Annotated in this window: 25 protein-coding genes and 1 tRNA gene; 19 read left to right on the top strand and 7 right to left on the bottom strand. The window is 59.1% G+C overall.

Features of this window, described 5'->3' with window-relative positions; translation table 11 throughout:
* Window positions 1-12 precede the first annotated feature (12 nt).
* The 6 genes from E8E78_RS17695 to E8E78_RS17670 all read left to right on the top strand — a co-directional run bounded on the left by E8E78_RS17695 (window position 13) and on the right by E8E78_RS17670 (window position 6,044).
* Entirely contained in the window at window positions 13-1,566 is a 1,554-nt protein-coding gene (locus tag E8E78_RS17695; RefSeq protein ID WP_049274714.1) for a sugar ABC transporter ATP-binding protein, read from the top strand.
* Window positions 1,563-2,558, top strand: a complete 996-nt coding sequence (locus E8E78_RS17690) for an ABC transporter permease (protein WP_049274715.1) — start codon at window positions 1,563-1,565, stop codon at window positions 2,556-2,558. The genes E8E78_RS17695 and E8E78_RS17690 overlap by 4 nt, the downstream gene beginning before the upstream one ends.
* Window positions 2,559-2,562: 4 nt before the next feature.
* Window positions 2,563-3,585 (top strand): LacI family DNA-binding transcriptional regulator, encoded by a 1,023-nt coding sequence (locus E8E78_RS17685; RefSeq protein WP_016499007.1) that lies wholly within the window; start codon window positions 2,563-2,565, stop codon window positions 3,583-3,585.
* Between the two features lie 15 nt (window positions 3,586-3,600).
* On the top strand, window positions 3,601-4,509 hold the full coding sequence (gene rbsK / locus E8E78_RS17680; protein ID WP_049274716.1) for a ribokinase: 909 nt from the start codon (window positions 3,601-3,603) through the stop codon (window positions 4,507-4,509).
* Complete coding sequence (gene rbsD, locus E8E78_RS17675) at window positions 4,506-4,904, top strand: D-ribose pyranase (protein WP_016499009.1); 399 nt, start codon at window positions 4,506-4,508, stop codon at window positions 4,902-4,904. Before rbsK ends, rbsD begins: the two co-directional genes overlap by 4 nt.
* Before the next feature lie 138 nt (window positions 4,905-5,042).
* Window positions 5,043-6,044 carry a nucleoside hydrolase gene (locus E8E78_RS17670; RefSeq protein WP_084967397.1) on the top strand — a complete coding sequence of 334 codons (1,002 nt, stop codon included), beginning with the start codon at window positions 5,043-5,045 and terminating at the stop codon, window positions 6,042-6,044.
* On the opposite strand, the gene E8E78_RS17665 is transcribed toward E8E78_RS17670, so the two are convergent.
* On the bottom strand, window positions 6,016-6,228 hold the full coding sequence (locus E8E78_RS17665; protein WP_016499011.1) for a hypothetical protein: 213 nt from the start codon (window positions 6,226-6,228) through the stop codon (window positions 6,016-6,018). The two genes, E8E78_RS17670 and E8E78_RS17665, sit on opposite strands and share 29 nt — an antisense overlap.
* Window positions 6,229-6,502: 274 nt before the next feature.
* On the opposite strand from E8E78_RS17665, the gene E8E78_RS17660 reads away from it, so the two are divergent.
* Window positions 6,503-6,820, top strand: a complete 318-nt coding sequence (locus E8E78_RS17660) for an I78 family peptidase inhibitor (protein WP_016499012.1) — start codon at window positions 6,503-6,505, stop codon at window positions 6,818-6,820.
* Between the two features lie 137 nt (window positions 6,821-6,957).
* On the opposite strand, the gene E8E78_RS17655 is transcribed toward E8E78_RS17660, so the two are convergent.
* Together E8E78_RS17655 and E8E78_RS17650 are read right to left on the bottom strand one after the other, a co-directional pair.
* Window positions 6,958-7,170 (bottom strand): cold-shock protein, encoded by a 213-nt coding sequence (locus E8E78_RS17655; RefSeq protein WP_016499013.1) that lies wholly within the window; start codon window positions 7,168-7,170, stop codon window positions 6,958-6,960.
* Between the two features lie 163 nt (window positions 7,171-7,333).
* The gene (locus E8E78_RS17650; protein WP_016499014.1) at window positions 7,334-7,639 is read right to left on the bottom strand and encodes a hypothetical protein; all 306 of its coding nucleotides are present in this window, start codon (window positions 7,637-7,639) and stop codon (window positions 7,334-7,336) included.
* A 337-nt stretch (window positions 7,640-7,976) separates the two neighbouring features.
* Between E8E78_RS17650 and thrS the strand changes: the two genes are divergently transcribed.
* From thrS to E8E78_RS17600, 10 genes are all read left to right on the top strand, one after another.
* Window positions 7,977-9,899 carry a threonine--tRNA ligase gene (thrS, locus tag E8E78_RS17645; protein WP_049274825.1) on the top strand — a complete coding sequence of 641 codons (1,923 nt, stop codon included), beginning with the start codon at window positions 7,977-7,979 and terminating at the stop codon, window positions 9,897-9,899.
* Window positions 9,899-10,450 carry a translation initiation factor IF-3 gene (infC, locus tag E8E78_RS17640; RefSeq protein WP_016499016.1) on the top strand — a complete coding sequence of 184 codons (552 nt, stop codon included), beginning with the start codon at window positions 9,899-9,901 and terminating at the stop codon, window positions 10,448-10,450. Before thrS ends, infC begins: the two co-directional genes overlap by 1 nt.
* Before the next feature lie 61 nt (window positions 10,451-10,511).
* Window positions 10,512-10,706, top strand: a complete 195-nt coding sequence (gene rpmI, locus E8E78_RS17635; protein WP_003250667.1) for a 50S ribosomal protein L35 — start codon at window positions 10,512-10,514, stop codon at window positions 10,704-10,706.
* 27 nt (window positions 10,707-10,733) lie between these two features.
* A complete protein-coding gene (rplT, locus tag E8E78_RS17630) occupies window positions 10,734-11,090 on the top strand; it encodes a 50S ribosomal protein L20 (protein WP_009394046.1) in 357 nt (118 codons plus the stop codon).
* Window positions 11,091-11,199: 109 nt separating this feature from the next.
* Entirely contained in the window at window positions 11,200-12,216 is a 1,017-nt protein-coding gene (pheS, locus tag E8E78_RS17625) for a phenylalanine--tRNA ligase subunit alpha (protein ID WP_016487883.1), read from the top strand.
* 31 nt (window positions 12,217-12,247) lie between these two features.
* The gene (pheT, locus tag E8E78_RS17620; RefSeq protein WP_049274824.1) at window positions 12,248-14,629 is read left to right on the top strand and encodes a phenylalanine--tRNA ligase subunit beta; all 2,382 of its coding nucleotides are present in this window, start codon (window positions 12,248-12,250) and stop codon (window positions 14,627-14,629) included.
* A 4-nt stretch (window positions 14,630-14,633) separates the two neighbouring features.
* On the top strand, window positions 14,634-14,936 hold the full coding sequence (gene ihfA / locus E8E78_RS17615) for an integration host factor subunit alpha (protein WP_003250679.1): 303 nt from the start codon (window positions 14,634-14,636) through the stop codon (window positions 14,934-14,936).
* Complete coding sequence (locus E8E78_RS17610; RefSeq protein WP_003250681.1) at window positions 14,917-15,273, top strand: MerR family transcriptional regulator; 357 nt, start codon at window positions 14,917-14,919, stop codon at window positions 15,271-15,273. The genes ihfA and E8E78_RS17610 overlap by 20 nt, the downstream gene beginning before the upstream one ends.
* A 115-nt stretch (window positions 15,274-15,388) precedes the next feature.
* Window positions 15,389-15,465, top strand: a tRNA-Pro gene (locus tag E8E78_RS17605).
* Window positions 15,466-16,211: 746 nt separating this feature from the next.
* On the top strand, window positions 16,212-17,954 hold the full coding sequence (locus E8E78_RS17600; RefSeq protein WP_280313862.1) for an AAA family ATPase: 1,743 nt from the start codon (window positions 16,212-16,214) through the stop codon (window positions 17,952-17,954).
* Between the two features lie 204 nt (window positions 17,955-18,158).
* On the opposite strand, the gene E8E78_RS17595 is transcribed toward E8E78_RS17600, so the two are convergent.
* The 3 genes from E8E78_RS17595 to mobH all read right to left on the bottom strand — a co-directional run bounded on the left by E8E78_RS17595 (window position 18,159) and on the right by mobH (window position 22,312).
* Complete coding sequence (locus E8E78_RS17595; RefSeq protein ID WP_280313863.1) at window positions 18,159-19,286, bottom strand: hypothetical protein; 1,128 nt, start codon at window positions 19,284-19,286, stop codon at window positions 18,159-18,161.
* Complete coding sequence (locus tag E8E78_RS17590) at window positions 19,286-20,221, bottom strand: hypothetical protein (RefSeq protein WP_280313864.1); 936 nt, start codon at window positions 20,219-20,221, stop codon at window positions 19,286-19,288. The genes E8E78_RS17595 and E8E78_RS17590 overlap by 1 nt, the downstream gene beginning before the upstream one ends.
* A 363-nt stretch (window positions 20,222-20,584) precedes the next feature.
* Window positions 20,585-22,312: a MobH family relaxase gene (gene mobH, locus E8E78_RS17585; protein ID WP_280337121.1), complete on the bottom strand. Its 1,728-nt coding sequence runs from the start codon at window positions 22,310-22,312 to the stop codon at window positions 20,585-20,587.
* A gap of 221 nt (window positions 22,313-22,533) precedes the next feature.
* On the opposite strand from mobH, the gene E8E78_RS17580 reads away from it, so the two are divergent.
* Both E8E78_RS17580 and E8E78_RS17575 read left to right on the top strand, forming a co-directional pair.
* Window positions 22,534-22,728, top strand: a complete 195-nt coding sequence (locus E8E78_RS17580) for a hypothetical protein (protein WP_223843529.1) — start codon at window positions 22,534-22,536, stop codon at window positions 22,726-22,728.
* A 127-nt stretch (window positions 22,729-22,855) separates the two neighbouring features.
* Window positions 22,856-23,221 (top strand): histone-like nucleoid-structuring protein, MvaT/MvaU family, encoded by a 366-nt coding sequence (locus E8E78_RS17575; RefSeq protein ID WP_102690004.1) that lies wholly within the window; start codon window positions 22,856-22,858, stop codon window positions 23,219-23,221.
* An 85-nt stretch (window positions 23,222-23,306) separates the two neighbouring features.
* Here E8E78_RS17575 and E8E78_RS17570 read toward each other — a convergent pair whose 3' ends face one another.
* Entirely contained in the window at window positions 23,307-24,245 is a 939-nt protein-coding gene (locus E8E78_RS17570; RefSeq protein ID WP_280337120.1) for a zincin-like metallopeptidase domain-containing protein, read from the bottom strand.
* Between the last annotated feature and the right edge of the window lie 456 nt (window positions 24,246-24,701).

The raw sequence follows: 24,701 nt of genomic DNA, 5'->3' as shown, positions 1-24,701 counted from the left end.
GGAGAAACGGCCATGGCTGCATCGGCCCATGAAGTGGTGCTGTCCGCCAGCGGGCTGGGCAAGACCTACGCCCAGCCCGTGCTCGGCGAGGTCAGCCTGAGCCTGCGGGCCGGCGAAGTGCTGGCCCTGACCGGCGAGAACGGCGCGGGCAAGAGTACGCTGTCCAAGCTCATTAGCGGCCTGGAGGTGCCCACCAGCGGGCGCATGACCTACCGCGGCCAAGCCTATGCGCCTGCCAGCCGCAGCGAGGCCGAGCGCCTGGGTGTGCGCATGGTCATGCAGGAGCTGAACCTGCTGCCGACGCTGACCGTGGCGGAAAACCTGTTTCTCGACAACCTGCCCAGCCGTTTCGGCTGGATCAGCCACAAGCGCCTGCGCCAGCTGGCCACCGCCGCCATGGCGCAGGTAGGGCTCGATGCCATCGACCCGGATACCCCGGTGGGCGAACTGGGCATTGGCCATCAGCAGATGGTCGAGATTGCCCGCAACCTGATCGGCGACTGCCATGTGCTGATCTTCGATGAGCCCACCGCGATGCTCACCGCGCGCGAGGTGGAGCTGCTGTTCACCCAGATCGAGCGCCTGCGCCAGCGTGGCGTGGCCATCGTCTACATTTCCCACCGCCTGGAAGAACTGCAGCGTGTTGCACAGCGCATCGTCGTGCTGCGCGACGGCAAGCTGGTGTGCGACGAGCCAATCCAGCGCTACAGCAGTGCCGAACTGGTCAACCTGATGGTCGGCCGCGAGCTGGGCGAGCATATCGACCTGGGCCGGCGGCAGATCGGCGCGCCGTTGCTCAAGGTCGACAAGCTCAGCCGTGCTGACAAGGTGCGCGAGGTGTCGTTTGAGGTCAGGGCAGGGGAGATCTTCGGCATTTCCGGCCTGATCGGTGCCGGCCGTACCGAGCTGTTGCGGCTGATCTACGGCGCCGACCGTGCCGACAGTGGCAGCATCGCGCTCGGCCAACCACTACAAACCGTCACCATCGACTCGCCCAAGGCTGCCGTAAAGGCGGGTATCGCGCTGATTACCGAAGACCGCAAAGGCGAGGGCCTGCTGTTGACGCAGTCGATCAGCGCCAACATCGCCTTGGGCAACCTGGGCGCGGTGTCACGCGCTGGCGTGCTTGACGGCCAGGCAGAGCAGGCCTTGGCCGAGCGCCAGATCCAGGCCATGCGTATTCGCAGTGCCGGCGCCCACCAGGTTGTGGGCGAGCTGTCTGGCGGCAACCAGCAGAAGGTGGTGATTGGCCGCTGGCTGGAGCGCGACTGCCAGGTGCTGCTGTTCGACGAGCCCACCCGAGGCATCGACGTGGGTGCCAAGTTCGACATCTATGGCCTGCTGGCCGAACTGGCGCGCCAGGACAAGGCGCTGGTGGTGGTGTCCAGCGACCTGCGCGAGCTGATGCTGATCTGCGACCGCATCGCCGTGCTGTCGGCCGGTCGCCTGATCGACACCTTCGAGCGTGATCATTGGAGCCAGGACCAGCTGCTGGCCGCAGCCTTTGCCGGTTATCAGAAACGTGACGCACTGCTGCACGATGCAGCCCCCAGGATGGACGCATGAAAACCACCCCGCTCGATAGCCAAGGCGCCGCCCCTGTGCGCCGCACTGGCACCTACTTTGGCCTGGGCACCTACCTGGGCCTGGCTGGCGCCTTGCTGGCGATGATTGTGTTGTTCTCGTTCCTCAGCAGCCACTTCTGGTCTTACAACACCTTCAGTACCTTGGCCAACCAGATCCCCGACCTGATGGTGCTGGCGGTGGGCATGACCTTTGTACTGATCATCGGCGGAATCGACCTGTCGGTGGGCTCGGTGCTGGCCCTGGCGGCTTCTGCCGTGAGTGTGGCCATCCTCGGCTGGGGCTGGGACCCGCTGCCCTCGGCGCTGCTGGGCATGGCCGTGGCCGCACTGGCCGGCAGCATTACCGGCGGCGTTACGGTGGCCTGGCGTATTCCGTCGTTCATCGTCTCGCTTGGCGTGCTGGAAATGGCCCGCGGCCTGGCCTACCAGTTCACCGACTCGCGCACCGCCTATATCGGCGATGCCTATGCGTGGTTTTCCAACCCGGTTGCCTTTGGTATTTCGCCAGCGTTCATCATTGCCTTGCTGGTGATCGTACTGGCCCATCTGGTGCTGACCCGCACGGTGTTCGGCCGCTACCTGATCGGCATCGGTACCAATGAAGAGGCGGTGCGCCTGGCAGGTATCGACCCGCGCCCGTACAAAGTGCTGGTGTTCGCCCTGATGGGGCTGCTGGCAGGCCTGGCCGCGCTGTTCCAGATATCGCGCCTGGAGGCGGCCGACCCCAATGCCGGCTCCGGCCTGGAGCTGCAGGTGATCGCCGCCGTGGTGATCGGCGGCACCAGCCTGATGGGCGGGCGTGGCTCGGTCATCAGCACCTTCTTTGGCGTACTGATCATCTCGGTACTGGCCGCCGGGCTGGCTCAGATTGGCGCCAGCGAGCCGACCAAACGCATCATCACCGGGGCGGTGATCGTCATCGCCGTGGTGCTCGACACTTACCGCAGCCGGCGTGCAGCCCGGCGGAACTGACAATATGGCAACCATCAAAGACGTCGCGGCACTGGCGGGCATTTCCTACACGACTGTGTCCCATGTACTGAACAAGACCCGACCGGTGAGCGAACACGTGCGGCAGAAGGTTGAAGCCGCCATTATCGAGCTGGACTACGTGCCCAGCGCGGTGGCGCGTTCACTGAAGGCGCGCAGCACGGCCACCATCGGCCTGTTGGTGCCCAATAGCGTCAACCCATACTTCGCCGAGCTGGCACGTGGCATTGAAGACGCGTGTGAGCGCAACGGCTACTGTGTAATTTTGTGCAACTCCGATGACAACCCACAGAAGCAGCGCAGTTACCTGCGCGTGCTGCTGGAAAAGCGCATCGACGGCCTGGTGGTGGCCTCGGTGGGCCAGGACAGCGACCTGCTGCAAAGCCTGGCCTGCGTGCGCACGCCAATGGTTATCGTCGACCGTGAGCTGGAAGGCGTGGATGCCGACCTGGTGCGCATCGACCACGAACACGGCGCCTACCTGGCCACCCAGCATCTGCTGGAGCTTGGCCACCGCGATGTCGCCTATATTGGCGGCCCGGCAGAAACCGGGGTTACCCAATTGCGTCTGAACGGCTTCCGCCGCGCCATGGCCGAAGCCGGCGTGCCGGTGCTGGGCAGCCGTGTGCTGCACTGCGACTTCACCAGCCCGGGTGGGCACGCAGCAGCGGCGCAGGTGCTGGAGGGTAAACGGCCCACGGCGATTTTTGCCGGCAACGACATGATCGGTTTCGGCGTGCTGCGTGCTGCGGCCGAACGCAATATCAGCGTGCCCGGCGAGCTGTCGGTGATCGGCTTCGACGACATCGAGCTGAGCCGCTACGTGTATCCGCCGTTGACCACCGTGGGCCAGTCGATTCGCGAGCTGGGCGAGAGCGCCGCCTCACTGTTGCTGACACGTATAGGAACACCCCGGCAAGGTGCGGCGGAGCAACGCATTGTGGCCCCGCGCATCGTGCTGCGTGAGTCCACCGGGCCGCGCCCGGACTTGTTCAACGATTACCGCTAACGCTAAGGAAACGTCATGAATGCCAAGGTTGTGGTGGTCGGCAGCCTCAATATGGACCTGGTGGCCCGCGCCCAGCGCCTGCCCCGGGCCGGCGAAACACTCCCCGGCGAAAGCTTTTTCACCGTGCCGGGCGGCAAAGGCGCAAACCAGGCCGTGGCGGTGGCGCGGCTCGGCGGCAGCGTGGCGATGATCGGCAACGTGGGTGACGATGACTATGGCCGGCAACTGCACCGGGCCCTGTATGTCGAGGGCATCGATTGCCAGGGCGTCAGCACCTGCCCAGGGGTGTCCAGCGGTGTGGCACTGATTACCGTGGATGCTGCCAGCCAGAACTGCATCGTCATCATTCCTGGCGGCAACGGCCTGCTGACGCCGCAGTCGGTACAGCGCTTTGATGCGTTGCTGCAGGCGGCCGAGGTGGTCATCTGCCAGCTGGAAGTACCGGCCGACACCGTGGCCTGGACCCTGACGAGGGCGCATGAACTGGGCAAACAGGTGATCCTGAACCCGGCGCCGGCCACCGGCCCCTTGCCGGCGGACTGGTTTGCGCGCATCGATTACCTCACGCCTAACGAAAGCGAGGCCGAAGCCCTGACCGGGGTGCCGGTGACCGACCAGGACAGCGCCCGGCGCGCCGGTGAGCGCCTGCTTCAGCTGGGGGCGGGCAAAGTGATCATCACCTTGGGCGCGCAAGGGGCCTTGCTAGTGACTGCCAAGGGCCACCAGCACTTCCCGGCGCCTGTGGTGCAACCGCTGGACACCACTGCTGCTGGCGATACCTTCATTGGCGGCTTTGCTGCCGGGCTGGTTCGGGGGCTGGAGGAGGGCGAGGCCATTGCCTTTGGCCAGCGTGCCGCCGCCTTGTCGGTTACCCGTGCCGGTGCCCAGCCGTCCATTCCCTACCTGGCGGAGCTGACACCATGAAGAAAACCCCCTTGCTGAACGTTGCCCTGTCGCGGGTCATTGCCGGCATGGGGCATGGCGATATCCTGGTGATCGGCGATGCCGGGCTGCCGGTGCCGCCGGGCGTGGAAATGATCGACCTTGCCATCACGCCCGGTCTGCCGGATTTCGCCAGCGTTTTGCGGGTAGTGCTGAGCGAGTTGCAGGTAGAGCGGCATGTGCTGGCTGAAGAAATGCAGAAAGTGGTGCCGCCGGCGCTGGTAGAGATCGAGCGGTTGAAGGGCAAGCTGGGCAAGCGCGAATGGCTGAGCCATGAAAATTTCAAGGTGCTGTCGCGCAGTGCCCGCGCGGTGGTGCGCACCGGTGAGTGCCAGCCCTACAGCAACATCGCCCTCATCTCCGGCGTCACTTTCTGAACGCGGGGGCTTTGCCCTCGATCGCCTGCAAGCCAGCTCCCACAGGGGTGTCGCGCTGTACCTGTGGGAGCTGGCTTGCAGGCGATTGGGCCGCAGCGCGGCCCCGGAACCCTCTACCCAGGCAACAGGAGTGCCCCTATGCTCAAGCCCCTGCTACAAGGAATCGCCTTCATGGCCACAGCCACCACCCTCCAGGCGGCCCCCATCGACTTGATCATAGACACCGACCCCGGCGCCGACGACGTGGTCGCGCTGTTCCTGGCCATGGCCTCGCCTGACGAGCTCAATATCCGTGCCATCACCACCGTGGCCGGCAACGTGCGCCTGGATAAAACCTCGCGCAACGCCCGCCTGGCCCGCGAATGGGCGGGCCGCGAAGACATTCCTGTGTATGCCGGCGCCGGCCGCCCACTGGTGCGCACACCCATCTACGCCGCCGACGTTCATGGCGAAGAAGGCCTTACCGGTGTGCAGGTGCACGAGCCGAAAGCGGCCCTGGCCCAGGGGAATGCCGTGCAATTCCTGGTCGATACCCTCGGCGCAGCCAAACCGCACAGCATCACCGTCGCCATGCTCGGCCCGCAGACCAATCTGGCCCTGGCATTGATCCAGCGCCCGGACATCGCTCAGGGCATCAAGGAGGTGGTGGTCATGGGCGGCGCCCACTTCAATGGCGGCAACATCACCCCGGCAGCAGAATTCAACCTCTACGCAGACCCGCACGCCGCCGAAGTGGTGCTGGCCAGCGGTGTACCACTCACCTACCTGCCGCTGGACGTCACCCACAAGCTGCTGACCAGCGACGCCCGCCTGAAACAACTGGCAGCCGTGAACAATCAGGCCAGCAAGCGCGTGGTCGATATCCTCAATGCCTACATCACCCACGACATGGACCTGTACGGCATGCCCGGGGGGCCGGTGCATGACGCCAGCGTCATTGCCTACCTGTTGAAGCCAGAGCTGTTCAGCGGCCGACGCATCCATATGAGCATCGACAGCCGTGAAGGCCCGACCTTCGGCCAGACCATTGCCGACTGGTACGGCGTACTCAAGCAGCCGGCGAATGTGCTGTGGGTGGAGCAGGGCGATGCCCAGGGGCTGTTCGACCTGCTCAGCGCACGTCTGGCGCGATTGGAATAGCCGCGTGCGGCGCGTAGCGCTCGAACACCTGGTCGATGAAGCTGCGTGCCGCCTCGGCGCCGTTGTCCCGTACCAACAGGTCGATGGCGATCAACAGCAATTCTTCCGGTGTGCCAGGGCTGTACGCGCTCTGGCCCTCGGCCCATTTGACCTTGATGTCGGCATCGATGCTGTGGGTACTCATGAAAAGCTCTCGCTGGGGGCCCGGAACGAAGGGGGAGCACCTGACCCTGGTGCTCGATGGAGGCGGGATGCGCTCCACTTCTTGCAGCAAATCATGGCTTTGCGCCAGTGACTGTGCGCGCTAAGCATATGGCAAACGCAGGGGGTTGTGCAAAATCCGGTCACGATTGCTTTTCGCCTCGGTGCTAGAGTTCAGGCAGACTTGACCGGTTTTGCAACGAATACTGAGCGGAGCTGTCGGAACAGACAGTTCCCGGACCCATTTAGGAGGCTTCATGTTCCGTACCCGTGCTTACCTGGCAACCCTGGCGGTGGCTGCTGTCCTGGCTGGTTGCAGCACAGGTGGCAACGCTGGTGGCGATGCGCCGGCCGCATCGGCTGGCAACGATGGCCGCTGCGAAGCCAGCGGCGCCGATTTTGCCATTGGCAAACCAGGCAGCGCCGAGCTGCTGGAGCAGGCGCGCAAGGGCAGTGGCTCGCAGACAGCACGCATCCTCAAGCCGCACGATGTAGTAACCCTGGAATACCGCTCCGACCGCCTGAACCTGAACGTGGACGAGCAAGGCAAGGTAACCCGCGTCAACTGCGGTTGATGCAGCTCCAAAGGCCCATGCGGCCCCTGTAGGAGCGGCCTCGTGCCGCGAAAGGGCCGCAAAGAGCAGCGTATACCGCCTGGTAAGCGCCCATAAAAAAACCCGCCACAAGGGCGGGTTTTTTCACAGCTTCCGAATTACTCCGGACGAACCTGTGCAGCCTGCATGCCCTTCTGACCGCGCTCGGCGACGAAGGAAACTTGCTGACCTTCTTTCAGGCTCTTGAAGCCGTCGGATTCGATGGCCTTGAAGTGAACGAACAGGTCGTCGCCGCCGCCTTGTGGGGTGATGAAGCCGAAGCCTTTCTCATCATTGAACCATTTGACGGTGCCGGTTTGGCGATTGGACATGGGATGAATCTCCAGAAACTTGAAATTTTTCGAAGTGCCTAGACGCCTGAGCTGTCTGGCACAGATGACATCATAGTCTAATTCTGCGGAACTAGCGCCTTTTACCTTCACCGGATGTTGATCCAGCGCAAAATAATCGTCAGCCACCACCGGCTTTAAGGTTTCAGCGCTTCGGTGCGCAGGCCTGTTGTACCACGGTCTGGGCCTTCTGCATCAGCTTGGCGTCAACGCCATCCTTGCTGTCCAGGTCGGCAATCTCGGCGTCGGTAAAATTCTTTTTGATCGCTTGTGCGCCGCAGTCGCAGTGTTTTTTCGCGGTGGCAGCGTCAACGCCCTGGCTGCCGGCCACTTGCGTGCACTGGGCGGTGTAGGCGGCCTCCTTCCCGGCTGGGAAGTTGCCGGCGTTCGCAGCCACGGGCAGCAGCAGGGCGCCAGCGGCCGCCAGGGCCAGAAGAGACGGAACTCGCATAACCAGTTACTCCTTGGGTTAAGGTCTCATCAAGAGTAGGTTGCTTCCCAAAGTCTGAGCGGTATTTTTCCGCGTTAGTTCACCGCTGCGGTGCAATTTCCAAATATTTCTGCCTGGGGTGCAACCCGCGTGCTAGCATGCTCGGCTTGTGGTCGCGCTGTGCCGGCTGCAGCTATCTTTTTTCTTTCCAGTCACTCTGGTTCGTCCCTTGCAAGCCGAAAGGCTTCTGCCACTGTGAGGCAGGCTTCCTTATAAAGGAGGGCAGGTCGGATCTTGTACTGGCTCATCCCAACCCACGTGACCTTTGGTAGGGGTCACCACTAGGAGAGGAGGCGCCATGCCCACTATTACTCTTCCCGATGGCAGTCAACGTTCGTTTGATCACGCCGTATCCGTAGCCGACGTTGCCGCTTCCATCGGCGCCGGCCTGGCCAAGGCCACCGTCGCCGGCAAGGTCGACGGTAAACTGGTCGATGCTTGCGACCTGATCAGTCACGACGCCACCCTGCAGATCATCACCCCTAAAGATGAAGAGGGACTGGAGATCATCCGTCACTCGTGCGCCCACCTGGTCGGCCACGCGGTGAAGCAGCTGTACCCGACCGCCAAGATGGTGATCGGCCCGGTTATCGACGAAGGCTTCTATTACGACATCGCCTACGAGCGCCCCTTCACCCCTGAAGACATGGCCGCCATCGAAAAGCGCATGATGGAGCTGATCGAGAAAGACTACGACGTGGTCAAGAAAGTGACCCCGCGCGCCGAAGTCATCGACGTGTTCAAGGCCCGTGGCGAAGACTACAAGCTGCGCCTGGTCGAAGACATGCCGGATGAGCAGGCCATGGGCCTGTACTACCACGAAGAATACGTCGACATGTGCCGCGGCCCGCACGTGCCGAACACCCGCTTCCTCAAGGCATTCAAGCTGACCAAGCTGTCCGGTGCCTACTGGCGCGGTGATGCCAAGAACGAGCAGCTGCAGCGCGTGTACGGCACCGCCTGGGCCGACAAGAAGCAGCTGGCTGCCTACGTTCAGCGCATCGAAGAAGCCGAAAAACGCGACCACCGCAAGATCGGCAAGCAGCTCGACCTGTTCCACCTGCAGGAAGAAGCCCCGGGCATGGTGTTCTGGCACGCCAACGGCTGGACCGTGTACCAGGTACTCGAGCAGTACATGCGCCAGGTTCAGCGCACCAACGGCTACCTGGAAATCAAGACGCCGCAGGTTGTCGACCGTATTTTGTGGGAGCGTTCCGGCCACTGGTCCAACTACGCCGAGAACATGTTCACCACTTCGTCGGAAAGCCGTGACTACGCGGTAAAACCGATGAACTGCCCGTGCCACGTGCAGGTGTTCAACCAGGGCCTGAAAAGCTACCGCGACCTGCCGCTGCGCCTGGCCGAGTTCGGTGCCTGCCACCGTAATGAGCCGTCCGGCGCCCTGCATGGCATCATGCGTGTGCGTGGCTTCGTACAGGATGACGCGCACATCTTCTGCACCGAAGAACAGGTGAAGAAAGAAGCCGCCGACTTCATCAAGCTGACCCTGGACGTGTACAAGGACTTCGGCTTCAGCGACATCGCCATGAAGCTGTCCACTCGTCCGGCCAAGCGTGTTGGTTCCGAAGAGCTGTGGGATCGTGCCGAAAGCGCACTGGCCGACGCCCTGAACGAATCGGGCCTTGAGTGGGAATACCAGCCAGGCGAGGGCGCCTTCTACGGCCCGAAAATCGAGTTTACCCTGCGCGACTGCCTCGGCCGTAACTGGCAGTGTGGTACCCTGCAGTACGACCCGAACCTGCCAGAGCGTCTGGACGCCAGCTACATCGCCGAAGACAACAGCCGTGTTCGCCCGGTCATGCTGCACCGTGCCATCCTCGGTTCGTTCGAGCGCTTCATCGGCATGCTGATCGAGCACTACGCTGGCGTGTTCCCGGCGTGGCTGGCACCGACCCAGGCGGTGATCATGAATATCACCGACAAACAGGCCGATTTCGCCCTCGAGGTTGAGAAATCTCTGAACGGTAGCGGTTTCCGTGCCAAGTCGGACTTGAGAAATGAGAAGATCGGCTTTAAAATCCGCGAGCATACTTTGCTCAAGGTCCCGTACCTTTTGGTTATAGGGGATCGCGAAGTCGAAACGCAGACCGTTGCAGTGCGTACTCGCGAAGGCGCAGACCTGGGCTCCATGCCCGTCGCCCAATTCGCTGAGCTTCTGACACAAGCGGTTTCCCGGCGTGGTCGCCAAGAATCGGAGTAATGACTATTAAGCGTGAAATGAGAAACGATAAGCGTGCTGTACCGAAGGCCCCGATCAACGAGAATATCTCGGCCCGCGAGGTTCGGTTAATTGGCGCAGACGGCGAGCAGGTTGGCATCGTCTCGATTGATGAAGCGCTGCGTATCGCTGATGAAGCGAAGCTGGATCTGGTAGAAATCTCTGCAGACGCGGTACCACCGGTCTGCAAGGTCATGGACTACGGCAAGCACCTCTTCGAGAAGAAGAAGCAGGCCAACGAAGCCAAGAAAAACCAGAAGCAGATCCAGATCAAAGAAATCAAGTTTCGTCCAGGGACGGAGGATGGGGATTACCAGGTAAAACTACGCAACCTGGTACGTTTCCTTACCGATGGGGACAAGGCCAAGATCTCTCTGAGATTCCGTGGTCGTGAGATGGCCCACCAGGAGCTGGGCATGGAGCTGTTGAAGCGGGTTGAAGCTGACCTGCTTGAATACGGCACCGTTGAGCAGCATCCGAAGATGGAAGGACGCCAGCTTATGATGGTCATCGCCCCCAAAAAGAAGAAGTAATCTCCCGGGCACGGCAGGCCTGATGATTATTGTGTAATTTTTTTCGAATGCGGAGTTCAACATGCCAAAAATGAAAACCAAGAGCGGTGCTGCGAAGCGCTTCCTGAAGACAGCTTCGGGCTTCAAGCACAAGCACGCTTTCAAGAGCCACATCCTGACCAAAATGTCGACCAAGCGTAAGCGTCAACTGCGCGGTGCCAGCTTGCTGCACCCGTCTGACGTGGCAAAAGTCGAGCGCATGCTGCGCGTTCGTTAATTCTGGTTAAGATAGAGGAAGTTACTCATGGCTCGTGTTAAGCGTGGCGTCATCGCTCGTAAGCGTCACAAGAAAATTCTGAAACTGGCTAAAGGTTACTACGGTGCACGCTCGCGCGTATTCCGCGTAGCCAAGCAAGCGGTCATCAAGGCAGGCCAATACGCCTACCGCGACCGTCGCCAGAAGAAGCGTCAGTTCCGCGCACTGTGGATCGCTCGTATCAACGCCGGTGCTCGCAACAACGGTCTGTCCTACAGCCGTCTGATTGCTGGCCTGAAAAAGGCTTCGATCGAAATCGACCGTAAGGTTCTGGCCGATCTGGCAGTGAACGAAAAAGCGGCGTTTGCTGCGATTGTCGAGAAAGCTAAAGCCGTTCTGGCTTAAGTACCCGCGACAATCACCCGGCGGCGCTAGCGCCGTCGGGCATTGAACGTCATCGATAGGGGAAGAGCCTTCAAAGCTCTTCCCCTATTTTCGTATCTGGAGTCTGTACATGGAAAACCTGGATGCGCTGGTCTCCCAAGCCCTAGAGGCCGTGGAGCGCGCTGAAGACATCAATGCCCTGGAACAGATCCGGGTTAATTATCTCGGCAAGAAGGGCGAGCTGACCCAGGTGATGAAGACCCTGGGCAACCTGCCAGCCGAAGAGCGGCCGAAAGTCGGCGCGCTGATCAACGACGCCAAAGAGCGCGTCACCGTTGTGCTCAATGCCCGCAAGGCCGCCTTTGAAGAAGCCGAGCTCAGCGCTCGCCTGGCTGCCGAATGCATTGACGTCACCCTGCCAGGCCGCGGCCAGGCCACCGGTGGCTTGCACCCGATCACCCGTACACTCGAGCGCATCGAGCAGTTCTTCACCCACATCGGCTACGGCATTGCCGAAGGCCCAGAGGTCGAAGACGACTACCACAACTTCGAAGCGCTCAACATCCCCGGCCACCACCCGGCCCGGGCGATGCACGACACCTTCTACTTCAATGCCAACATGCTGCTGCGTACCCACACCTCGCCGGTGCAGGTGCGGACCATGGAGTCCACCCAGCCGCCCATTCGCATTGTGTGCCCGGGCCGCGTATATCGCTGCGACTCGGATATCACCCACTCGCCGATGTTCCACCAGGTCGAAGGCCTGCTGATCGATCGCGATATCAACTTCGCCGACCTCAAGGGCACCATCGAAGAATTCCTGCGCGTATTCTTCGAGAAAGAACTGGCGGTGCGTTTCCGCCCATCGTTCTTCCCCTTCACCGAGCCGTCCGCCGAAGTCGACATCCAGTGCGTGATGTGTTCCGGCAACGGCTGCCGCGTGTGCAAGCAAACCGGCTGGCTGGAAGTGATGGGCTGCGGCATGGTGCACCCAAGCGTGCTGCGCATGTCCGGCATCGACCCTGAAGAGTTCCAGGGCTTCGCCTTCGGCATGGGCGCCGAGCGCCTGGCCATGCTGCGCTATGGCGTCAACGATTTGCGTCTGTTCTTCGATAACGACCTGCGGTTCCTTGCCCAATTCCGCTAGGCCCAATCGACGCACATTCTAGGAGAACAGCATGAAATTCAGTGAACAGTGGCTGCGCGGTTGGGTAAACCCGCAAGTCTCCCGTGACGAACTGGTCGCCCGCCTGTCCATGGCCGGCCTCGAAGTCGACAGCGTTACCCCCGCTGCCGGCCAGTTCAGCGGCATTGTCGTGGGCGAAATCCTCGCCACCGAACAACACCCGGACGCCGACAAGCTGCGGGTATGCCAGGTGACCAACGGCCAGGAAACCTTCCAGGTCGTGTGCGGCGCGCCTAATGCCCGCCCAGGCATCAAGGTCCCGTTCGCCATGATCGGTGCCGAGCTGTCTGGCGACTTCAAGATCAAAAAGGCCAAGCTGCGCGGCGTCGAGTCCTTCGGCATGCTGTGCTCGGCGGCCGAGCTGGAAATCAGCGAAGAGAACGACGGCCTGCTGGAACTGGCGGCTGATGCCCCGGTTGGCGAAAACATTCGCACTTACCTGAGCCTGGACGACGCCAGCATCGAAATCGGCCTGACGCCGAACCGCGGTGACTGCCTGTCCATCGCCGGCCTGGCCCGTGACGTCAGCGCCCTGTACGACACCCCGGTCACCCGCCCGGTGGTGCCTGCCGTAGCGCCTGCCCACGACGAAGTGCGCCCGGTCGAAGTCAGCGCCCCGGCGGCCTGCCCACGCTACCTGGGCCGCGTTATCCGTGACGTCGACCTGAGCAAGCCGACCCCACTGTGGATGGTCGAACGCCTGCGCCGCAGCGACGTGCGCAGCATCGACGCCGCCGTCGACATCACCAACTACGTGATGCTCGAACTCGGCCAGCCGATGCACGCCTTCGACCTGGCAGAAATCAACGGCGGCATCCGCGTACGCATGGCCGAAGAGGGCGAAAAGCTCGTCCTGCTCGACGGCCAGGAAGTTGCCCTGCGCGCCGACACCTTGGTCATCGCCGACCACACCCGCGCCCTGGCCATCGCCGGCGTGATGGGTGGCGAGCACAGCGGTGTGAACACCGAAAAAACCCGCGACCTGTTCCTGGAAAGCGCCTTCTTCGAGCCGATTTCCGTCGCCGGTAAAGCCCGTTCCTACGGCTTGCACACCGATGCCTCGCACCGCTACGAGCGCGGCGTCGACTCGCAGCTGGCCCGCGAAGCCATCGAGCGCGCCACCCAGCTGCTGCTGGACATCGTCGGCGGCGAAGCTGGCCCGGTGGTCGAAGCTGTCAGCGAACAGCACCTGCCGAACGTGGCCCCGGTCACCCTGCGTGACGAACGCATCACCCAGATGCTCGGCATGCAGATGGACCCAGCCCAGGTAGAGCAACTGCTCAACGCCCTGGAGCTGACCACGACCCGTGATGGGGAAGGGCAGTGGACCGTAACCGTCCCAAGCCACCGCTTCGACATCAGCCTGGAAGTGGATCTGATCGAAGAGCTGGCCCGCCTGTACGGCTATAACAACCTGCCGGTTCGCTACCCGCAAGCCCGCCTGGCCCCACAGGGCAAGCCGGAAACCCGCGGTGACCTGCCAACCCTGCGCCGCCTGCTGGTTGCCCGCGGCTACCAGGAAGCCATCACCTACAGCTTCATCGACCCGAAACTGTTCGAACTGTTCAGCCCGGGCGTAGAGCCGCTGTTGCTGGCCAACCCCATCTCCAACGACATGGCCGCCATGCGCGCCTCGCTGTGGCCGGGCCTGGTCAAGGCACTGCAGCACAACCTGAACCGCCAGCAAGACCGCGTGCGCTTGTTCGAAAGCGGCCTGCGCTTCGTTGGCCAGCTGGGTGACCTGCAGCAACAGCCTATGATCGCCGGCGTCATCACCGGTAGCCGCCTGCCAGAAGGCTGGGCCAACGGCCGCGACGGCGTCGACTTCTTCGACGTCAAAGCCGACGTCGAAGCCCTGCTGGGCTACTCCGGCGCCCTGAGCGACTTCACCTTCAGCGCCGGCAAACACCCAGCCCTGCACCCAGGCCAAACCGCCGCCATCGAGCGCGACGGCAAACTGGTCGGCTACCTCGGCGCCATCCACCCAGAGCTGGCCAAAGCCCTGGGCCTGGACCGCCCGGTGTTCCTGTTCGAGCTGGTGCTGGGCGACGTGGTCGAAGGCCGCCTGCCGAAATTCAGCGAGCTGTCCAAGTTCCCGGAAACCCGTCGTGACCTGGCTTTGATTGCAGGACGTGATGTAGCTTCTAGCGCGGTGCTTGAATTAATTCGTGACAATGCAGGCGAATGGCTCACAGACCTCAGGCTGTTTGATGTCTACCAAGGTAAAGGCATTGATCCTGATAGAAAAAGCCTTGCCGTTGGCTTGACCTGGCAGCATCCATCGCGCACTCTTAACGACGATGAGGTGAACACTACCCTGCAAAACATCCTCACCTCGCTCGAACAAAGGTTGAACACCACGTTAAGGAAATAACGGCATGGGTGCTCTGACGAAAGCTGAGATGGCCGAAAGGCTGTACGAGGAGCTGGGGCTTAACAAGCGTGAGGCCAAGGAGCTGGTCGAGCTGTTTTTCGAAGAAATTCGGCACGCACTTGAAGAGAACGAGCAGGTGAAGCTGTCCGGTTTCGGCAACTTCGACCTTCGCGACAAACGCCAGCGGCCGGGCCGCAACCCCAAAACAGGGGAAGAGATCCCGATCACCGCACGGCGCGTCGTCACCTTTCGTCCAGGGCAGAAGTTGAAGGCCCGGGTTGAGGCCTATGCTGGAACCAAGCCATAACGACGAACTGCCCCCCATACCGGGCAAACGCTACTTCACCATCGGTGAAGTGAGTGAGTTGTGTGCCGTAAAGCCACACGTGCTGCGGTATTGGGAGCAGGAGTTCGACCAGCTTAACCCTGTGAAGCGGCGGGGGAACCGGCGGTATTACCAGCGGCAGGATGTGCTGATGATCCGCCAGATTCGCGCGCTGCTTTACGACCAGGGGTTCACCATTGGCGGGGCGCGGTTGCGGCTCTCCAGTGATGAGGCTAAGGATGAATCCAGCCAGTACAAGCAGCTGATTCGGCAGATGATTGTTGAATTGGAGGATGTGTTGGTGGTTTTGAAGAAGTGAGCTGGGCTTTTCTGATGAGTGGAAATTTTTTTGAGAAAAAGCTTTCATTTATCAGAGGGTTAGGGTAAATTCTTCAACGTTCTCGGCAAGATTGAGAACATGCTTCAAGCCCAGTCGGGGCGTAGCGCAGCCCGGTAGCGCACTTGCATGGGGTGCAAGGGGTCGAGTGTTCGAATCACTCCGTCCCGACCAAAATACTCCAAGAAATCCAGTCACTTAGCGGTGACTGGATTTTTTTATGCTTGGCCGTTTTTCACTGGTTAGCAATTTTGCCCCACTTTTTGCCCCACCGAGTTTCAACACCCTGTCCCTCAGGAATTCAGAGTTGTCAGAATCTCGGACGCAGTGACACGAAAATTGGGGTGAACTGCAGTCATTGGATGCTGGATGGCGATCAGCCGGCAGGGAGTTATGATGGCGCAATTTGGACGGTTCGAATCTACGCTTCCGCCACTATTTCTCATTAAAACCCTGATTTTCTGGGTTTTCTTGTGCCTTATCGGTTTCAGCCCATACCCTAGCCCATGTTTTGGGGGCTGACTTTCAGTGTGCTCTCCTAGAATTTTTTGCCCAGCAGACCCGCTTTCACTCATTTGCAGGCGTTGGGCACTCGCTGTCAGCTGCCTGGCTGTCCTATACCGGGCTTTGATGCCCCGCCAAGTCTCGACCCTCTCGGGCTGACATCCTTCACCCCGCCGGTCTTCCTAATCTGCGCGCTCCGCTTGCCTGTGGTCAGGAAACTCAAGCAGAAAGCTTATTGATGGTCCAAGGAAAGGTAGATCTCGCTCTGTGGTCACTCGCTACGTCCCCGGGAGACATTCGAGCCGGTAAATATTTGCAATGATGTCACATTGACATGCTTGATGGCGATGACGATATTTGCTTGACCCGAAGTCCAGCAGTCTTGGGTATCAAATTACGATTACAGGGATTTGTGTATGGCCAAGAAGCCCGCAGTAGCTGAAATTGTTTCACTGGTTGAAGAAGGCACGCCTCGCCCAAGACTGCATAAACTAATCATCCAAAATTTTCGTTCAATTGGTTCAATCCCGGTAGAGATCGAACTGGATGACATCGTTGTACTGGTTGGTGCGAACAACGCTGGCAAGAGCAGTATCCTGCGAGCCTATGAAATCGTAATGTCTCATGGGTCTACCGCAGGCAAGCTCAGTATCAGTGACTTTCCCAATGGAGAGGTCGACAGGGATGCGCTCCCAACCATCGAGCTACAGACCATTGTCTTCAGCAATGCACCAGGGGATCGATGGGTCGACGTGCAGGTCAATGGCGAGTTCTTGATCCGCGAGCGCTGGATTTGGGACAGCCCAGCTAGGGATCCCGTACGCCAAGGCTTCGATGTGCAAAAGGGTGACTGGGATGCCCAGGTGCCTTGGGGTGCTCCAAACGTGGCCAACGCCAAACGTCCGCGTCCCCATCGCATTGACGCATTCGCTTCACCCGACGCCCAAGCGAATGAGATCGTCAACCTGATCAGCTCCTTGCTCAAAGAGCGTGTCCAACAGATCAAGTCGGATCCCACTCAAGCGCTTTCTGACTACGAGCTTGTCATCGAGAAGATCAAAGAGCTCCAGACCAAAGCTGTGGAAGCGACTGAGGCAGAGGTTACGTCCATCGAGTCTGAGATCACCAAGTACCTCGACCGACTATTCCCGAACCACCATGTGAAATTCGACGCCAAACCTGAGTTGGACATCGAAAAGGCCTACACCCCATTCAAAACCACTGCCGACCTGCTGATGGGCCCGAAGGATGGCTACCTGTCAGGTATAGCCAATCAGGGGAGCGGCGCTCGTCGAACACTGTTGTGGGCTGCGCTGAAGTACCTGTCCGAGGCGAAGGATAGCGAAGGTACGAGGCCGCATGTCCTGCTTCTGGATGAGCCTGAGATTTGCCTGCATCCCTCTGCGATCCGGGAGGCTAGAGCAGTGCTTTACGATCTGCCGCAGACGGGTAACTGGCAGGTGATGATTACTTCGCACTCACCGATTTTCATTGATCTGTCCAAGGACAACACCACCATCGTTCGGGTGTACCGTGGAGAGGGCAACGAAGTTGAGAGCACGACGCTCTACAGGCCCACCCGAGCCAAGCTGGATAATGACGACAAGAAAAACCTCAAGATGCTCAACGTTTGTGATCCCTACGTAAACGAGTTCTTCTTCGGTGGCAGACAGATCATCGTAGAGGGCGACACTGAGTACACGGCGTTCTCGATCATCAGGGATATGTACATAGAGGAATATAAGGACGTCCAAATCATTCGGGCCCGCGGCAAAGGAATCATTCCATCCCTGGCAAAGGTTCTCCTGCAGTTCTCCAAGCAGTTTACGATCCTGCACGATACTGACAGCCCGCTTACGGTCGCTGGCAAGGGCAACCCGGCTTGGGGAATGAATGGAACCATCGCCTCAGTGCTGAAGCTCGACAACGCAGAGGGTCGTGTCAGGCTCGTTGCGTGCCGGACATGTTTCGAGACGGCGTTATTTGGCAAGGAATCTAAGGACGAAAAGCCATACCGAGCATTTGTCCGAATCCAAGAGGATGCAGAGTCAGCCGAGAAGGTGAAGTCTCTCCTAGATTATCTGCTTGATGCCTCTAAACCGAAGCCGGCAAATTGCCTTGAGTGGACGGCAATCGAAGAGCTTGAAGAAGTCGGTTGAAGCTATTCCTAGGGCGGTTTGAGTACTTCGCTCCTGAGATCCCTGAAGCTTGTGTCAAAAGCCATTTTGATTCTTTTTAGATCGAGTGGCTTTTTCAGGACGACCACCCGGTTTGAATTTCATTAGTAACTGGATGGTCTTGTCCGCGAGCAGCGGGAGGTCAAAGCCCCCCGCTGGGCTTAACGTGGATTGACTTTGCCTGCGCTACGCAGTCTCTTCGACGTTGGCGAGCTTTTTGAAGGTTTCAATCTTTTCAAATTCGAGCTCTTTGAGGATTGTTTGCTTGGCTTCATTCTTGTCCAAGGTGCGGCGAGGCTCATCGAAGTCAATTTTTTTGATACGCAGTTCGATTTCGCTATCCCGATTGTGTCCATTGTTGAAATCGGGGAAGCCGAGCGAAATCACGCAGTGTCCGTCCATGCCGGAAAGGCTAAACCTGAATTTAGCGTCCAAGCGGTGGATCAATAGGCAAGGCCGGTAGGCGAGGTTGCTTAAAAAGTCTGAGTCCTCAAGGCCAGTACCGCGCAAATCCAGGCCACGGATCCGCTCCTCCATCCATTCCAGCTGCTCTGGGAGCGTGTGGTCTTCGTCTGGCACCAGACCGATGTCCACCACCTCTTTAAAGGTGATTGACGAGTGTCTGCTGTCGCGCGTGAGTCCCAATAAATAGTCAAACCGCTTTGCATTCGTGAAGTCGCGAAAACGGATTTGCCGCACCTTGGCCTTCTGAGCGATCTGGCCCTCGACCTTGAAGTGGTTGATCAGATGCCTTGATACGGCCCGGTTCGTTTGCTTTGTCTCTGGGGCGGTATGGGTACTGATAATGATCAGCTCGTCTTTGTCTTTGCTCTTCTGGATTTCGATAGAAGCCTTAAAACGCTTGTGCGAATCAGCCCAGCTCTTGGAGCGATCCAAACGCTCGATTTCGAAATCCATGCGGATGGCGTCGTCGCTGTTGGGAGCTGGGTAGAAGCTGGGGGCATTCAGGACTTTGAAATTTTTGAAATCCAGGTCCAGCACCTTGTTGACGTCGATGTCGTCAGGGATGCTGGTGATCAAGGTCTCAGTGCCTGACCACTCGATGATCTGCGTTGTGATCTTGGGGTTGTCTTCTTTCGCGGTATACAGCTGCTGCAGTTCCACGAATTCACTGGGCTTGAGCAGTGATAGCGTCAGCGAGGGGATGCTTTGTTCCTTATCCTGCTGCGAGATGAACACGCCGCGACGGCGGAGCAGATGCTTCAGATCGCCCTTGGACACAAAGGGTTGGACGAGATAGGCTCTAAGATTTTCGCCTTGGGGCAAGATCGCATTTTCATCATCCAAATGCATTACGCAATCCCCCTAAAGTCCGAGCGGTAGCTGACCACTTCAACCAGTTCGGCAAAGTGTTTGTTGGCGATAGATCCCTTGGCCAGGGCAGCCTGGCGGCTATGATCACCGAAATTGTAATCAGGGAACGCGATGACCACCTTCTGCGGGAAATCCAACGCTACCGAGGACAAATAGCCGATAAGCCGGCGCAGACCTTCTTCGCTAAAGTCATCGTCGCAGCAGATGGCCAGGCTCTTCGCATCACCTACTTGGATGAAGAAGGGAATGATCCCGCTTGTGAGGTACTCAGCGGGCAGTACATCACCAGCAGCTATACGCTGGGACGGGTCAACATTCTTGCCAGTGGAGGGGTAGAGGAATTTAACGTTAGCGGCGCCGTATGTGTTGCGCATGTACGAGATGGCCTCGTACAGGAAGCAGGCGCGACGATTGTCGACCACATAGATGGTGCCGAAACTGGAGTCGTCCAGCTTCTTACTGGATGCAACCTCAGAGACGGCATCGAAATCTTTGACGTCCTCCCCGTTGATCCAGAACAACACGCCCGCTACAACCTCCGCGCTGATCCCGGTATAGCCAGCGTTGAGCTGTTTTTTCTGCGATGAGCGTTTGAAGCACTCAATGGCTGTCGCTAGGTCGCTGAAGTGGCTTTTGAAGGTGCTCACCAAGGGGCGTAGGTATGCCTTGGTCGAAAATTTTGACGAGATACAGAGGTGCTTGAGGACGCCATCCTCGAGGGGAGACTGTCCCGTATACACGTAGTCAATACCGTGACTTGTCCGCTCGGATGCTGATGCCGACTTTTTGTGCCCATCAGGGTGGATGCAGCTGACGTCAATGCCCCGGACGGCTGCTTTCCAGCCAATGAATCTCAGGAAAGAGAAGACGATGTCTTCCCCGTGCTCACCAATACTTTTCGACCACTCTCCCACTAGCGGGCTCCCCAGTTGATTTAAAAAGTGCGCAACGAGGCCGGCCTCTTGGCTAACCTATGGATCTGATTCGTGTGGAGAATACTTTAGCGAGAAAATCTTGATGGGCAAGCAATTTGTTAGAAAATTGCTGGAGGCCGCGATTTACAAGGGGGCAATGTACGAGGAGTGTTTTTCACTATGTATAAAAATACGCGTTTTGATGACGCTATACACTTTACGTGTATTGAATCCACAAATCGTGAACAGGAATTCTGTTTTTTCGTGCAGGGAAACAGTATTACTGTTTATTTCTCCACTCTCTGTGAGTTTCCTAGCCTGAGTTGCTCTCTAAGTGTGGATCAAGCTCGCGCAGGGGCTCATCTAGGGCGTCGGAAATCGTAGCGACAGGAACCGGTTGTTTGGCGGAGGCGGCATACCTAGAAGGTTGGCATCACGCAAGATGTAGCCGTTAAGCGATGAGGATCTCCGCGGGCCTCGTACGCTGCAAGACCAAATGTTCTGGCCATCAGGTCTTTTCAGGTGAACATCCAGCTTCTCAAATTCGCGTTGTATGCGCCGCCAGGGTTCAATTTTGTCGTCCCTTCCGGCATGCTCTGGATGCTCCGCGGCGTAGCGTTGGAAAATGCCAGGCGTGACTAGAAAAAAAGTTCCGTCCATAGAGTGAACCTTTGCCTTGCTGTCGTTGATCAACAAGCGGTGATTGTGGATTCCCTCGCGCAACCATTCGATAAAGGCCAACCCCGCATCTTCCTGGGGTGGCGCAGTGGCGGGTTGTACCTGCTCAGAGGCTGATCCACTGTCGCATTCGCTCGGGTCTTGCAACATGTCCATGAGATCGTCGAGGTAGTCATACTCCTGATTCTGCAGCACGGCGCCGATTTGTTTTGCTTGTGGTGCTGTTGGTGGCTGATTTGGGGCCGGCTTGTTGGTTTCACTGGTAGACAGTGGACCGTCCACCATCGGTTCAACCGTGCCTTCAAAGCAGTCCGGCCTCGGTTCATCGGCCCAAATCAGGCTCGGTTGCAGGCGGAGAAAGGTAAAGCGATGTTGCCAGTCATCGCCTGCTACGGTGGCGCTCCATATCGCTTTGCCCTCCGATGTCGCATCCACCAGTCCATACGACTGCAGTTCATCGAACAAGGCGATGTTGGAGCAGGGGATGCCATCCACCGCCTGAGTCAGTAGGTAGGCGCGCAGTTTATCTGTGGCCGTCTTACTCACCAGCCACAGATGATCTTCGGTGAGCCAACCGGCGGCGCCGGGCTGATTGAGCTTGAGCTCGTTCTTGACCAGGTGACGCAAGCCCATCAACAGGTGACGCTGCAGCGAGTGTTTGGGGGCCTGCAGGGCCTTGGTGGGGTTGGCACCGATGTTCTGCGCGGTGGACACCCGGTCCGCTTGCAGCACCAATTCCCCTAGGGTACCGGCATGCTCGTAGTGGTTGGCCAGCAGAAATAGTAGGTGGCCCCACAGGATTGGATAGCTGCTGAGCCAGTCGAGCTGACGGGATGTCAAAACTTGTGTGTACAACAGCCCGGTGGCGGCGCCGTGAAGCTTGTACTCGCGGCCGACTACGTAGCGAACGCGGTAGGGCTGGTTCAAAGGACCGTGCCAGGGGTGCCACACCTCACCATTCTGATACTCCACCTGCACGTCGACGGCAATTTTGCCAATGTCGTGGAGCAGGGCGCCGTAGGCGATCGCTGCGCTCCAGGCGTCAGCCTGCGCGGCCTGGTCTTCCGGCGCGGCGCCGCTGGGTAACAGGTACGACTGGCGCAACTTAAGACTGCAGGCCACCAGTTCTAGTCCATGGTCCAGCATGCCGCCTGGATAGGCATGGTGGTGGCTTTCGCTGGCGGGAAGTTGCTGAACATAGACGGCGTAGCGGCGGATCGGGTCGAGATAGAGCTGATCGAACTGGGGCTCGGAGAGCGCCGTGTATTGCCAGATGCGCTCCAGTAGCTTTTTCCGGTGGTCTGCACAGAGCAGGGATTCAGCGGGTAGCGGGAGAAGAAACCCCACGGGCGCTGCAGCGAGGGTGGGCTCTGCGGCATTGCCTTTTTGATGTTTGAACCACCAGCGCTTCATCGCATTACCTGCCGTGCATATAGATGGTCCTTTTGCCTTTTCGGATAGAGCTCTTACCCTTGTGCCCCCTTCCATTGCCGCCGTTACCCTTTATCCCATTGGCCCTTTGCGCGAACGCGAAAATTCGAAGACTGGCGCATCGGGTTACGTTTGGGGCCGGAATGGCTTGTCCTTTTCTCGCGGGGTAGACTGCCCGGCATCATTTTGAGGTAGATGGTCTGATGACGTTGAGCGATGCCATTTTGATCGTGTTGTTGGCCGACCGGATTCATGGGACCGATGCTGCCATTCGATCAGCAGCCAAGCGCTGTGCGAAACAGCTGCCACGCAGTCAGCGCGATATGTTGTTCAAAATTGGTAACAGTCCCGCGCCTCGAGAACTTGTAGGTCACCTCTGCCAGTTCTTGCCGGACTGATTAGTCACATAGATATGTGCACATCTTGAGACATGAAAAGTTAGCTGAATAGCGAATTAACGCTCGGCTAGTACTTTTGCTTCAGGTAATATCGCTGCATACGCCCCAATCCTAGGAAAGATTTCACATGTCCAAACTTGCCGAATTCAAAGCGCTGGAAGCTCAACTGGCTGCTCAACTTCAACAACTGGACGCGATGAAAAACGATTCCGGCCTGAAGCAGGAAATCGAGTTCGAACAAAAGCTTAAGGCCTTGCTGGATGAGTACGGCATGAACCTGCGCCAGGTCATCACCATTCTTGACCCGTCCAAAGGCGTGAGCGTGACTACTTCCAGCGCCTCCACTGGCGCTCAGCGCAAGCCGCGTGAAGTTAAACGCTACAAGCACCCGCACAGCGGCGAGATCGTCGAAACCAAGGGCGGCAACCACAAAATCCTCAAGCAGTGGAAGCAGGAGCACGGCTCGGATGTCGTCGAGAGCTGGCTGCAGTAATCGCTTGCTCAATTGCAGCGGCCGATGCTGGCGTTGCAGGTAAAACAAAGGCCCCGGTTGGGGCCTTTCTGTTGAAGGTGAAAAGTCACGCCGTGAGCCGTTCCGCTGCCTCGGTAGCCTGATCTGGCAGCAGCGCCAACAGGTACTCGGACGCCTCTCGCGCCTGACCGCTGGCGCGGAAGATGGCCCGCTTGTCTTCCTTGAGAATTTTCAACCAGGATGCCAAGTACTCCTCATGGCGCAACTCGCCCTGGGTGCCGGTGAGGGCGCAGAGAAACGCTGCGCCCATCTCCGCGACTAACTCCTCGAAGGCGTACGCCGCAGAGCCGAATCCATGCCCGCCAGTGATGCCTTCCCGGTTGAGGCGGGCGTGGTGACCCGACCAGTGCGTCAGCTCGTGTAGGGCGGTCGCGTAGTAGCTGCCGACGTCCACGAATTGGGCTTTGGTAGGTAGTTGGATGAGATCCCGTATTGGTAGATAGAACGCGTCATCCCCATAGCGGTGTTCGATGCTTGCGCCGCTGGCGATCAGCAGTTGCTCGGCAGGGGCATGATCGATGAACGCTGTCGAATCCATGCTCTCATTCCGTGGCTGCTCTTCGTTGGGTAGTCCCTCGGTCTGCTCAATGTTGAACAGGCAATGCGTCCGTAGCAGTGCGAACTGCACCATCTTGACGTTACCTTGCTCATCACGGACGACCTGACCGTCTTCGTCGTGTGCTTCCTTGCTCATAGGTTTGTACAGCACCGCGAGGGTCGATTGTTCGCCCTTGCGCACATGCCCACCGGCTTTCCGTGCCTGGTTGTAGGTGAGCCAGCGATCCTGGCGGTACCCGCGCAGACGCGCTTCGGCCCACAGCAGTGGAATGTTGATGCCGGCGTAGGGTCGCCGGGTGATCGCGTTAATGGGGAAAGGTGCGTCAGCACTTGAGCCTGAAGTGGTCCAGGGTTTGATCCAGGGGATGACCCCTTGGCTCAGGGCACTGACAATCTTGTTGGTGACGTCCAGGTAGATATCGGACATGACGTTCTCCAGTCAAAGAAGGGGAACGCTGCCCGGCCGGGAAGGGTTCCCGGTGGGGTAAGTGGACAGGGGTAGGGTGGGTGTTCAGGTCGATGAGATGTCCACACCGATCTCATGTGGCAATCTGATGTGCAGGAAAACAGGGCCGGTCTTTGGCGTGATGTGAGTTACCAGTAGCTGAGTGGCAGCCGTCGATGAGCGTGAGTCGTTCTTGGAAGCTTGACCAAGTGGTAACTCAAGCGACTGGCGCAGACGGCGACCACTTACTGAAACCAAGGCGATTCCCAAGACGGCTTGCAAGCGCAGCCCTGATTGCTCGACTGCGTCAGTAGCCGTACCCACCTCAGCGATGAATTGCCATACGCCTGGGCTCAGGACAACGGCAGGTAAGGAGCGGTTCTTCCTGGACACTGGTGCCTCCCGGGAGCTGATCCTGCGATGGCTTCACGAACAACT

Origin of the sequence: Pseudomonas sp. BN505, assembly GCF_029873175.1 — a bacterium.
In the GTDB taxonomy this organism is placed as follows: domain Bacteria; phylum Pseudomonadota; class Gammaproteobacteria; order Pseudomonadales; family Pseudomonadaceae; genus Aquipseudomonas; species Aquipseudomonas putida.
The sequence above is the reverse complement of the archived record's forward strand: the minus strand, read 5'-3'. Positions and strand labels throughout refer to the sequence as shown.

Bases quoted from the DNA above. Each gene is read 5' to 3' on its own strand.
- E8E78_RS17695 (WP_049274714.1), top strand. From the start codon at position 13: ATGGCTGCATCGGCCCATGAAGTGGTGCTGTCCGCCAGCGGGCTGGGC.
- E8E78_RS17690 (WP_049274715.1), top strand. From the start codon at position 1,563: ATGAAAACCACCCCGCTCGATAGCCAAGGCGCCGCCCCTGTGCGCCGC.
- E8E78_RS17685 (WP_016499007.1), top strand. From the start codon at position 2,563: ATGGCAACCATCAAAGACGTCGCGGCACTGGCGGGCATTTCCTACACG.
- rbsK (WP_049274716.1), top strand. From the start codon at position 3,601: ATGAATGCCAAGGTTGTGGTGGTCGGCAGCCTCAATATGGACCTGGTG.
- rbsD (WP_016499009.1), top strand. From the start codon at position 4,506: ATGAAGAAAACCCCCTTGCTGAACGTTGCCCTGTCGCGGGTCATTGCC.
- E8E78_RS17670 (WP_084967397.1), top strand. From the start codon at position 5,043: ATGCTCAAGCCCCTGCTACAAGGAATCGCCTTCATGGCCACAGCCACC.
- E8E78_RS17665 (WP_016499011.1), bottom strand. From the start codon at position 6,228: ATGAGTACCCACAGCATCGATGCCGACATCAAGGTCAAATGGGCCGAG.
- E8E78_RS17660 (WP_016499012.1), top strand. From the start codon at position 6,503: ATGTTCCGTACCCGTGCTTACCTGGCAACCCTGGCGGTGGCTGCTGTC.
- E8E78_RS17655 (WP_016499013.1), bottom strand. From the start codon at position 7,170: ATGTCCAATCGCCAAACCGGCACCGTCAAATGGTTCAATGATGAGAAA.
- E8E78_RS17650 (WP_016499014.1), bottom strand. From the start codon at position 7,639: ATGCGAGTTCCGTCTCTTCTGGCCCTGGCGGCCGCTGGCGCCCTGCTG.
- thrS (WP_049274825.1), top strand. From the start codon at position 7,977: ATGCCCACTATTACTCTTCCCGATGGCAGTCAACGTTCGTTTGATCAC.
- infC (WP_016499016.1), top strand. From the start codon at position 9,899: ATGACTATTAAGCGTGAAATGAGAAACGATAAGCGTGCTGTACCGAAG.
- rpmI (WP_003250667.1), top strand. From the start codon at position 10,512: ATGCCAAAAATGAAAACCAAGAGCGGTGCTGCGAAGCGCTTCCTGAAG.
- rplT (WP_009394046.1), top strand. From the start codon at position 10,734: ATGGCTCGTGTTAAGCGTGGCGTCATCGCTCGTAAGCGTCACAAGAAA.
- pheS (WP_016487883.1), top strand. From the start codon at position 11,200: ATGGAAAACCTGGATGCGCTGGTCTCCCAAGCCCTAGAGGCCGTGGAG.
- pheT (WP_049274824.1), top strand. From the start codon at position 12,248: ATGAAATTCAGTGAACAGTGGCTGCGCGGTTGGGTAAACCCGCAAGTC.
- ihfA (WP_003250679.1), top strand. From the start codon at position 14,634: ATGGGTGCTCTGACGAAAGCTGAGATGGCCGAAAGGCTGTACGAGGAG.
- E8E78_RS17610 (WP_003250681.1), top strand. From the start codon at position 14,917: ATGCTGGAACCAAGCCATAACGACGAACTGCCCCCCATACCGGGCAAA.
- E8E78_RS17600 (WP_280313862.1), top strand. From the start codon at position 16,212: ATGGCCAAGAAGCCCGCAGTAGCTGAAATTGTTTCACTGGTTGAAGAA.
- E8E78_RS17595 (WP_280313863.1), bottom strand. From the start codon at position 19,286: ATGCATTTGGATGATGAAAATGCGATCTTGCCCCAAGGCGAAAATCTT.
- mobH (WP_280337121.1), bottom strand. From the start codon at position 22,312: ATGAAGCGCTGGTGGTTCAAACATCAAAAAGGCAATGCCGCAGAGCCC.
- E8E78_RS17580 (WP_223843529.1), top strand. From the start codon at position 22,534: ATGACGTTGAGCGATGCCATTTTGATCGTGTTGTTGGCCGACCGGATT.
- E8E78_RS17575 (WP_102690004.1), top strand. From the start codon at position 22,856: ATGTCCAAACTTGCCGAATTCAAAGCGCTGGAAGCTCAACTGGCTGCT.
- E8E78_RS17570 (WP_280337120.1), bottom strand. From the start codon at position 24,245: ATGTCCGATATCTACCTGGACGTCACCAACAAGATTGTCAGTGCCCTG.